Raw genomic sequence first — 9,785 nt, 5'->3', positions numbered from 1 at the left:
GACGGGGCTCGAGGCCGAGGGCGCGACGCGGGTGCAGGGCTTCGACGTGACCGCCGCCCTCACCTTCGCCGACACCGAGATCACGCAGAGCAACACGGCCGCCGAGATCGGGCGGCGGCTGGAGGGCGCGCCGAACCGGCAGGCCTCGATGTTCGTCGCCCGCACCTTCCCGTTGACCGACGCGGTGAGCCTGCGGCTGGGCGGCGGCGTGCGCTACGTGGGGGCGGTGATGTCGGGCGACGTCCGCACGCCCGGCTACACGGTGGGCGACGCCTATGCCGCCCTGGGCTGGGAAGACTGGCTGTTCAGCATCAACGCCACGAACGTCACCGACAAGCGCTACTACAGCTCGTGCCTGGCGCGGGGCGACTGCTTCCTGGGGGTGCGGCGCACGGTCGTCGCCACGGTCCGGCGGCAGTTCTGAGGGCGGCGGCGATGCGCGGCGCCCTGGTCGTCCTGCACCGCTGGCTGGGCCTGGGCGCGGCGGGCTTCCTGTTCGTCGCGGGCCTGACCGGCGCGGTCATTTCGTGGGACCACGAGCTGGACGCGGCCCTGAACCCCACGCTGTTCGAGGCGCCCGGCGGCGCGGCGGCGCGCGATCCCCTGGCGCTGGCGGCGCAGGCCGAGCGGGCCGATCCGCGGATGCAGGTGACGTTCCTGCCGCTGTCGATCGAGCCCGGCGGCACGCTGCTGATGAGCGTGGAGCCGCGGCCGGACGCCAGGACGGGCAAGGCGGCGGCGCTGGACTTCAACCAGCTCGCGGTGGATCCCGCGACCGGCGAGCCGGTGGGCCGGCGCTTCTGGGGCCAGCCGTCGCTGACGCGCGAGAACCTGCTGCCGTTCCTCTACCGGCTGCACTACAGCCTGACCCTGCCGCTGGTGTCGGGGGTGGACGTCGGCGTGGTGCTGATGGGCGTGGTGGGGATCGCCTGGACGATCGACTGCCTGGTCTCGCTGTGGATCTCGTTCCCGAAGCTGGCGGTCTGGCGCAAGTCGTTCGCCTTCCGCTGGCGCGAGGGCGGCTACCGGCTGCTGTTCGACGTCCACCGCTCGGGCGGCGTGTGGATCTGGCTGCTGCTGCTGACCCTGGCGGTGACCTCGGTGTCGATGAACCTGAACCGCGAGGTGGTCCGGCCCCTCGTCGCGCTGTTCTCGCCGCTGTCGGAGGACCCGTTCGCCAGCCGCGCGCCCCGGCCGCTGGACCAGCCGGCGGCGCCGACGCTGAGCCGGGAGCAGGTGCTGGGGATCGCGACGGCGGAAGCGCGGGCGCGAGGCTGGACCGCGCCGGCGGGCGGACTCTTCTACTCGCCTTACTACGACGTCTACGGCGTAGGCTTCTATCGGCCGGGCGAGGACCATGGCGACGGCGGGCTGGGCAATTCCTGGCTCTACTTCGACGGCCGGACGGGCGCGCCGGCCGGAGCGCTGACGCCCGGCAAGGGCACGGCGGGCGACATCTTCCTGCAGGCGCAGTTTCCGCTGCACTCGGGCCGCATCCTGGGCCTGCCGGGGCGGATCCTCGTCTCGGCGCTGGGCCTGGCGGTCGCGGCGCTCAGCGCCACGGGCGTGGTGATCTGGGCGCGGAAGCGCAAAGCCGCGGCAGCGGCGCGCCGACGGCCTAGGCCCGCGCGCGCCGTGCCCACGCGGGCCTAGGCCGCGCCGCTGAGGCGGGCCAGGGCTTCGGAGAGCTTCGCGCGGGCCGCTTCGGCCTCGGCGAGGCGTTCGCGGTTCTCCTCGACCACCTCCTCCGGGGCACGGGCGATGAAGTCGGCGTTGCCGAGCTTCTTGGCGGTCTTCTCGATGTCGGCCGTGAGGTTGGCGACTTCCTTGGTGAGGCGGGCGCGTTCGGCGGCGATGTCGATGAACTCGGCCACCGGCAGGGCCAGGGTGGCGCCGTCGACGACATAGGGGATGGCGCCGGCGGGGACCGCGTCGGCGAACCTGACCTCGGACACGCGCAGCAACCGGGCGATCAGGGCCGCGCCGCCTTCCAGCACCCGGCGCTGATCCGGCGTGGCGTCCAGCACCAGCAGCGGCGGCTGAGCCGACAGCGGCACGTTCAGGCCCGACCGCACCGAGCGGCCCTCGGTGATGGCGGCGATGATCAGGCCGATCTCGGCGTCGGCGGCCGCGTCGGCCAGGCTCTCCGGCAGGTCGGGCCACGGCGCGGTCATCAGGAAGCCGGCGTGCGAACGCTTCGCGCCCAGGTCCTGGGTCTGGGTCCACAGCTCCTCGGTGATGAAGGGCATCACCGGGTGCAGCAGGGTCAGGATCACGTCCAGCACCCAGGCGGCGGTGGCTTGGGTTTCGGCCTTGGCGGCCTCGTCGGCGCCGGTGAGCAGCGGCTTGGCCAGCTCGACGTACCAGTCGCAGAACTGGTTCCAGATGAAGCGGTAGAGCTGCTCGGTCCCCTCCCCGAAGCCGCAGTCGGCCAGGGCGGCGGTGACGGCGCGCGCGGTGCGCATGGTCTCGCCGACGATCCAGCGGTTCAGCGGCGCCTTGACCGCGGCGGGGTCGAAGCCCTCGGCGCGGGCGCAGCCGTTCATCTGGCAGAAGCGCGTGGCGTTCCACAGCTTGGTGCCGAAATTCCGATAGCCTTCAATGCGCTGCTTCGACAGCTTGATGTCCCGCGCCTGGCCCGACATGGCGGTCAGGGTGAAGCGCAGGGCGTCGGCCCCGAACTCGTCCACCAGTTCCAGGGGGTCCATGACGTTGCCCTTGGATTTGGACATCTTCGCGCCGGTGGCGTCGCGGACCAGGGCGTTGATGAACACCCGCTTGAACGGGACCTCGCCCGTGAAATGGATGCCCTGCATCATCATCCGGGCGACCCAGAAGAAGATGATGTCGAAGCCGGTGATCAGGGTGTGCGTCGGGTAGAACCGCGCCAGGTCGGAGGTCTTCTCCGGCCAGCCCATGGTGGAGAACGGCCACAGGCCCGACGAGAACCAGGTGTCGAGGACGTCCTCGTCCTGCTTCAGCGGGGTGGGGCGGCCGTAGTGCTCATCGGCCTTCTTCTGGGCCTCGGCTTCGGACTCCTCGACGAAGGCCTTGCCGTCCGGACCGTACCAGGCGGGGATGCGGTGACCCCACCAGAGCTGGCGGGACACACACCACGGCTGGATGTTCCGCATCCACTCGAAGTAGGTCTTCTCCCAGTTCTTGGGCACGAAGACGGTCTCGCCCTTCTCGACCGCGGCGATCGCCGGCTGAGCCAGGACATCGGCGGCGACGTACCACTGGTCGGTCAGGTAGGGCTCGACCACGACGCCCGAGCGGTCGCCGTGGGGGACGGTGTGCTTGGTCTTCTCGATCTCGCGCAGCAGGCCCAGGCGCTCGAACTCCTCGACCACCTTCTTGCGGGCGGCGAAGCGGTCCAGGCCGCGATATTCGGGTGGGGCGTTGTCGTTGATCCGCGCGAAGTCGTCGAAGACGTTGATCATCGGCAGGTTGTGGCGCTTGCCGACCGCGAAGTCGTTGAAATCGTGCGCCGGGGTGATCTTCACGGCGCCCGAGCCCTTCTCGGGGTCGGGATACTCGTCGGCGATGATCGGGATGGGCCGGTTGACGATGGGCAGGCGCACGGCCTTGCCGACGAGAGCCTTGTAGCGCTCGTCCGAAGGATGGACCGCCACGGCGGTGTCGCCCAGCATGGTCTCGGGCCGGGTGGTGGCGACGACGATCTCGCCGGAGCCGTCTTCCAGCGGATAGGCGAAGTGCCAGTAGTGGCCGTCGACCTCGCGGGCCTCGACCTCCAGGTCCGAGATGGCGGTCTGGAAGTGGGGGTCCCAGTTCACCAGCCGCTTGTCGCGGTAGATCAGCTTTTCCTTGTGGAGCTGGACGAACACCTTGCGGACGGCGGCGCTCAGGCCCTCGTCCAGCGTGAAGCGCTCGCGGCTCCAGTCGCAGGAGGCGCCCAGGCGGCGGAGCTGGTTGACGATGGTCCCGCCCGACTTGGCCTTCCATTCCCAGACCTTGGCGACGAAGTCCTCGCGGCCCATGTCGCGCCGGCTCTGGTTGCCCTGCTCGGCGAGCTGGCGCTCGACCACCATCTGCGTGGCGATACCGGCGTGGTCGGTGCCGGGCAGCCACAGGGTCGCCTTGCCCCGCATGCGCTCGAAGCGGATCAGCACGTCCTGCAGCGTGTTGTTCAGCGCGTGGCCGATGTGCAGCGAGCCGGTGACGTTGGGCGGCGGGATGACGATGGAGAACGGCTCGGCGTTCGGGTCGTCGGTCGGCGCGAAGCGGCCGGACTGTTCCCAGGCCTCGTAGAGGCGCGGTTCGGCGGTCTTGGGATCGAAGGTCTTGTCGAGCATGTCGGATTTTCTGAATTGGGCGCGTGCAGATAGCAGTTCCTCCCCCGTTGGGGGAGGTGTCGGCGAAGCCGACGGAAGGGGTCAGCTCGGAAATGGCGGCGGGGCCGGCCTGAAGTCCTGAGCGGAAGCCCCCTCACCCGCGTTGCGGGAGCTCCCCCAGCCGGGGGAGCAACCGAGGACGTCAGCGTACTCGGCCGCGGGCGATGCGCTCGACCTCGGCCTGGACGGTCTCCTGGACGATCCCCGGCAGGTGGGTATCGAGCCACTGCTGCAGCAGCGGGCGGAGCATCTCGCGGACCACGTCCTCCAGCGTGCGGCCCTCGGCCGGCATTAGGATGCCCGCCGAAAGCTGGCCGAAGGCCGAGGCGGCGGCGGCGGCCACGTGCTCGCTGACCAGACCCTCGGCCGGCGGCGTCGGATCGGCCATCGGCATCGGCGGTTCCGCCTCCGGGGCCGGCTCGAACGCCGGCTCGGGCTCGCTGGCCACAAAGTCGAGGTCGCCGTGCGTTTCGACCTTCTGCGTCAGTTCGAGGTCGCCCTCGTCGTCGTCCTCGACCGGCGCAGGTTCCGGGGCGGCCGCGCGCTCGGGCTCCGGCTCGGGCTCGGGAATCGGCAGGGGCGCCTCGGCGGCCGCTGGGACAGGCTCGGGCTCGACGACGGGCGCCGCGCCCTCGGCGGGCTGCTCGTCCTCCGAGATGATGCGGCGGATGGAGGCGAGAATCTCCTCCATCGTCGGTTCTTGGGACTGTTCGGACATGAATCGGCCGCCGCGTTGAGTCTGAGCCTAGACCCTAAGCGTGGTCGGCCGATCCTGCAATTTCCCGACTAGGGTCGCGTCAACGCGTCGCCGGAGGCGGAGCCGCCGCCGGCGCGGGATCCAGGCCCGGCGCCAGGGTCTTCTCCACCGGCTTTTCGCTGGGCTTGCCCGCCGGCCACGGCGTGGCCAACTGATCGACGGCGCCGACCGCCTCTTCCCAAGGCACCCAGCCCCAAGTGATGCGCAGCTTCCGGAAGTTCTTTCCGGCGTCGTACTGCGGCACACCCGGCACCAGGTTGCGGCCTTCGAGCCGGCCCATGGTCGACAGGACGTTGGCCGCCGCGACGTATTCGTCACGCCGCGAGGTGACCTGGTTGAGCTCGGCCTGGCGCAGTTCCTGTTCGGCGTTCAGCACGTCGATGGTGGTGCGCAGACCCACCTGCTGCTCCTGGCGCGTGCCCTCGGCGGCGATGCGGGCGGCGCGGGTCTGCTCCTCGCTGGACGCGATGTTCGCCCGCGCGGCGATCAACTGGCTCCAGAAGTTGGTCACGCTCTGCAGCACGTTGCGGCGGACGCCCTCGACCGTGATGCGGTCGGCATTGTTGCGCTCGGCGGCCTGGCGGATGCGCGAGCTGGTCAGGCCACCGTTGAACAGCGGCACCGTGGCGTTGATCGTCGCGCGGGTGGAGCGCGAATAGAGCTGGCTCTCGAACGGGTCGAGCGGGCGGTTCGGCACCGCAGGACCGCCGAAGCCGTAGGTGACCGAGGCGCTGACGTTGGGCATCCGCTCGGCGTGCGCGCCGGCCAGCCGGGCGCGGCTGGCCTGCTCGGCGAACTGCTGGGCGCGGAGCTGCGGGTTGAACTGTTCGGCGACCTTGTAGGCCTCGTCCGGATCGGTCGGCAGCAGGTAGGCGAGCGAGGGTTCGGGCGCGAGGTCGCCGGGATTCTGGCCGACCAGGGTGGCGTAGGTGGCGCGGGTGATCGCGAGCTGGGCGATCGACGACTGGAGCAGCGCCTGGGCCTGCGAAAGGCGGGCCTGGGACTGGGCCACGTCGGTGCGGGTGACCTCGCCCACGTCGAAGCGGGCGTTCGATTCCTGGAGCTGCCGGGTCAGGACGTTGACGTTTTCCTGCCGGATGCGGACCGTTTCCTGGTCGCGCCGGGTGTCGGAATAGGCCTGGATCACCGACAGCAGCACCTGGGCCTCGACGCGGCGCAGGTTCTCCCGACCCGCCAGAACGTCGGCGTTGGCGGCGTTCACCGCGGCGGCGACACGGCCGCCGGTCCACAGCGGCTGGCTGAAGCTGAGGCCGATGTTGGCGCTGTTGCCCTCGTTGATCGTCGGGGTCGAGGCAAAGGTGTCGGGGATGCCGTCGGCGTTGTCGTCGCGGCCCAGGGCGAAGCGCGGCGTGCGCTGCTCGCTGTACGTGACGCTGCTGCTGAAGCCCAGCGTTGGGCGCCAGCCGCTGCGGGACTGGACATAGCTTTCGTCGAGCGCCCGCTGGGTGGCGCGCTGCGCCTGGAGCGTCGGGTTGTTCTGGTAGGCCATGGCGATCGCATCGGCCAAGGTCTCCGCGGACGCGGGGACCGCGAACCCGGCGGTCGCGGCGGCACACACAGTCGCGGCCAGCAGACGGCCGCGGAGTTTCATCGACATTCGTTATCCCCGATCTCGCGAGAGACGCGCCCTTATATGCGTTCGTCTGCCGCGTGGGCCAAGCCGCGTCACCTTAAGCTTTTTTCACGCCGCAGTTTCGAGGGTGTTTCACCCGCCCGTCTAGAACGCGAAGCCGTGGCGCGCCTCGAAGCCCGCCAGCACGGGCGGGAACGCGTCGAACAGATCGCGCCGGCCGACACCCTCGGCCGTGCGCACATAGAGGCAGGCCTGGCCCACAGGACCGTCCCGCTCAACCACCCCCAGCCGACCGTTCGTCGCGAGCGCGCGCTGCCAGGCCTCGGGCGCGCGGCTGACGGCGCCTTCGCAGACGATCATGTCGAACTCGCCCGCCGGCAGGGCGTCGCCCGCCTCGATGCGCGTGACGGTCCCGCCCAGTTCCTCGATCACCGCCGCCGCGTAGGGCGCGCTGATCGCCAGCGCCCGCTCGCCCGGCATTGGGCGCAGCGCGTGCAGCAGCTTGGCCACGTCCCGCGGCTTCAGCAGCCAGCGGCCGGGCGCGTACTCCACCTCGATGTCGGTGTAGGCCAGATGGCCCTTGGCCTCGGGCACGAACCGCTCGCGCGGCAGGGCGCGCATGGCGTCGTGGATCCGCACGTCGGTGACGTCCTGCGTTCGCACCTGGCTTTCCACCATGTTGAGGCGGGCGGCGGCGAAGTCGGCCATAGGAATCCTCTAGGCGCGGATGTTGCGTCGGGCGGGTTATAGGCCCGCCGGCCCGGAAGGCAATTGCGGCTGATGGGCCGTTCTGATAGCTACCCGCCCCTCACCTCCGGGGCATGAGCGCCCCGAGCTATGCTTTCGAGCCCCAACGGGCTCCAGGCGGCCTGATGGCGGAGTGGTGACGCAGCGGACTGCAAATCCGTGAACCCGAGTTCGATTCTCGGTCAGGCCTCCACACCTCCTGCTCATTTCAGCTCTCCCAGCACGGTCGGGATCAGTTCCGCGACGGTCGGATGGATATGCACGGTGCGCATGAGCGTCGTGTAGGGCTGCTTCGCGGCCATCGTATCGAGGATGGCGTGGATCGCCTCGTCGCCCTCCACGCCCAGGATCGCGGCGCCCAGGATGGCGTCGGTCTTGGCGTCGACGACCACCTTCATGAAGCCTTGCGTCTCGCCCTTCTCCACGGCGCGGCCGACGCGACTCATCGGGCGCTTGCCGACGCGGACATTGTGGCCGGCCGCGCGGGCGGCGGCCTCGGTCATGCCGCAGCGGCCCAGCGGCGGGTCGATGAAGAGGGCGTAGGTCTCGATCCGGTCGCTGACCCGGCGCGGGTCATTGTCCAGCAGGTTTGCGGCGACGATCTCGTAGTCGTTCCAGGAGGTGTGGGTGAACGCGCCCTTGCCGTTGCAGTCGCCCAGGGCCCAGACGCCCTCAGCCGACGTGCGGAGCTGGTCGTCGACGGCGATGTAGCCGCGGGCGTCGACGGCGACGCCCGCCGCGTCCAGGCCCAAGTCGTCGGTATTGGGTCGGCGGCCGACGGCGAGCAGGACGTGGGAGCCGACGACCGTCGGGTCTCCGGACTTGCAGTCGACGCCCACCTCGACGCCGTCGGGGTGGGGCTTGAAGCTGATGCACTCGGCGCCCGTGCGCACCGTGATCCCCTCGCCTTCCAGTATATCCCGGACGGCGTCCGAGACCTCCTCGTCCTCGCGGCCGATCAGGCGCGGGCCCTTCTCCACCACCGTCACCTTGGCGCCGAAGCGGCGGTACATCTGGGCGAACTCCAGGCCGATGTAGCTGCCGCCGACCACGACGAGGTGCTCGGGCAGCACGTCGAGCTCCAGGATCGAGGTGTTGTTCAGCCAGGAGACGTCGTGGACGCCCGGGAAGTCCGGGACCACGGCGCGGCCGCCGACGTTGACGAAGATCTGCGGCGCCGTGAGGCGCTCGCCGTTCACCTCGATCTCATGCGGGCCGGTGAAGCGGGCCTGGCCACGGATCAGCTCGACACCCTTCATGCCGCCGATCCACGCCTCCAGGCCGTTGCGGGCGTTCAGGGTGACGGCGTGGGCGCGGGCGGCGACCTTGGCCATGTCGACGGCGACGGGGCCCTGGAGGACCACGCCGTAGTCGGCGGCGCGGCGGGCGACGTGGGCGGTCCGGGCGCTGGCGACCAGGGCCTTGGTCGGCATGCAGCCGGTGTTGACGCAGGTCCCGCCGAGGAATTTGCGCTCGACGATGGCGACGGTGCGGCCGGCGGCGCTGAGGCGGCCCGCAAGGGCGGGCCCCGCCTGTCCGGCGCCGATGACGATGGCGTCGAAGGCCCTTTGCTGGAGTTGGGGGCTCACAGGAGGCACGCCACGACAAGCGCCGCGCCGCCGACGGCGGCGAGGTCTTCCGCCAGGGCGGCCGGCAGGTCGCGGCCGAGGGCGCCGGCCAGCCTGCCACGGGCCCAGGCGCCGCCCAGCGTTCCGAGCACGGCGCCGACCGCACCCAGCACCAGGCCCGGAAGCAGCGCGCCCGCCGAGAGGCCGACCGTGGCGCCGGCCAGGCCGCCCGAGACGATGCGGCCGCCGAACTGGACCGGGACCTTGCGGCTGGGCGTGTTGGGCAGCTTGTCGTTGACGAGCTCGCCGACCGCGATGGCGCTGACGATCCAGGGCGTGACCGCCGCGCCCAGGAAGGCCAGCGGCGTGCCGGCCAGCTTCAGGATTCCGAGCGCCGCGGCCCAACTGACGGCGGCGACTGGCGTCACCGCCCGCAGGCCGGCGATCACGCCCAGCAGGAGGGCGGCGAGATAGAAGGTCATGGCGGGCTCCCCATCCGTGGCGTCCAGGTGCTTGAACGACCGATGCGGGCACCTTAACCGGAAGCATGACCGACGAACGCCCCCACATTCTGGTGACCGGCTCCACCCGCGGCATCGGCGCCGCCATCGTGCAGGCCCTGGACGGCCGCGCCCAAGTGATGGGCCACGGCAGCGCCGACGCCGACCTCTCGGACCCGATGGGCGCCGAGAAGCTCTGGGAGGCCGCCATCGCGCGGCTGGGCCGGGTGGACGTGCTGATCAACAACGCCGGGGTGTTCGAGC

At 70.9% G+C, this 9,785-nt stretch carries 9 protein-coding genes and 1 tRNA gene; 4 read left to right on the top strand and 6 right to left on the bottom strand.

The window, feature by feature from the left end:
* Both Q0L11_RS05910 and Q0L11_RS05905 read left to right on the top strand, forming a co-directional pair.
* The coding region (locus Q0L11_RS05910) for a TonB-dependent receptor (RefSeq protein WP_296596027.1) at positions 1-424 on the top strand (424 nt) is incomplete at its 5' end.
* Positions 425-435: 11 nt separating this feature from the next.
* Entirely contained in the window at positions 436-1,653 is a 1,218-nt protein-coding gene (locus Q0L11_RS05905; RefSeq protein ID WP_296596026.1) for a PepSY domain-containing protein, read from the top strand.
* Here Q0L11_RS05905 and Q0L11_RS05900 read toward each other — a convergent pair.
* From Q0L11_RS05900 to Q0L11_RS05885, 4 genes are all read right to left on the bottom strand, one after another.
* Positions 1,650-4,316, bottom strand: a complete 2,667-nt coding sequence (locus Q0L11_RS05900) for a valine--tRNA ligase (protein WP_296596024.1) — start codon at positions 4,314-4,316, stop codon at positions 1,650-1,652. The genes Q0L11_RS05905 and Q0L11_RS05900 overlap by 4 nt on opposite strands.
* A 181-nt stretch (positions 4,317-4,497) precedes the next feature.
* Entirely contained in the window at positions 4,498-5,073 is a 576-nt protein-coding gene (locus tag Q0L11_RS05895) for a DUF2497 domain-containing protein (protein WP_296596022.1), read from the bottom strand.
* Positions 5,074-5,152: 79 nt separating this feature from the next.
* Positions 5,153-6,640, bottom strand: a complete 1,488-nt coding sequence (locus tag Q0L11_RS05890) for a TolC family outer membrane protein (protein WP_296596020.1) — start codon at positions 6,638-6,640, stop codon at positions 5,153-5,155.
* A 210-nt stretch (positions 6,641-6,850) separates the two neighbouring features.
* The gene (locus tag Q0L11_RS05885) at positions 6,851-7,414 is read right to left on the bottom strand and encodes a protein-L-isoaspartate O-methyltransferase (RefSeq protein WP_296596018.1); all 564 of its coding nucleotides are present in this window, start codon (positions 7,412-7,414) and stop codon (positions 6,851-6,853) included.
* A 158-nt stretch (positions 7,415-7,572) separates the two neighbouring features.
* Here Q0L11_RS05885 and Q0L11_RS05880 point away from each other — a divergent pair.
* Positions 7,573-7,646, top strand: a tRNA-Cys gene (locus tag Q0L11_RS05880).
* Between the two features lie 10 nt (positions 7,647-7,656).
* On the opposite strand, the gene Q0L11_RS05875 is transcribed toward Q0L11_RS05880, so the two are convergent.
* Positions 7,657-9,042, bottom strand: coding sequence for an FAD-containing oxidoreductase (locus Q0L11_RS05875; protein ID WP_296596017.1), 1,386 nt, complete (start codon positions 9,040-9,042; stop codon positions 7,657-7,659).
* Positions 9,039-9,503: a DUF4126 domain-containing protein gene (locus tag Q0L11_RS05870; RefSeq protein ID WP_296596016.1), complete on the bottom strand. Its 465-nt coding sequence runs from the start codon at positions 9,501-9,503 to the stop codon at positions 9,039-9,041. Before Q0L11_RS05870 ends, Q0L11_RS05875 begins: the two co-directional genes overlap by 4 nt.
* Positions 9,504-9,568: 65 nt before the next feature.
* Between Q0L11_RS05870 and Q0L11_RS05865 the strand changes: the two genes are divergently transcribed.
* Positions 9,569-9,785 (top strand): SDR family NAD(P)-dependent oxidoreductase (locus Q0L11_RS05865; RefSeq protein ID WP_296596015.1); only part of this gene is annotated, 217 nt, incomplete at its 3' end.

This window comes from Phenylobacterium sp. (assembly GCF_024508875.1).
Classification (GTDB): Bacteria; Pseudomonadota; Alphaproteobacteria; order Caulobacterales; family Caulobacteraceae; genus Phenylobacterium.
This window is presented reverse-complemented; position numbering and strand designations above follow the sequence as displayed.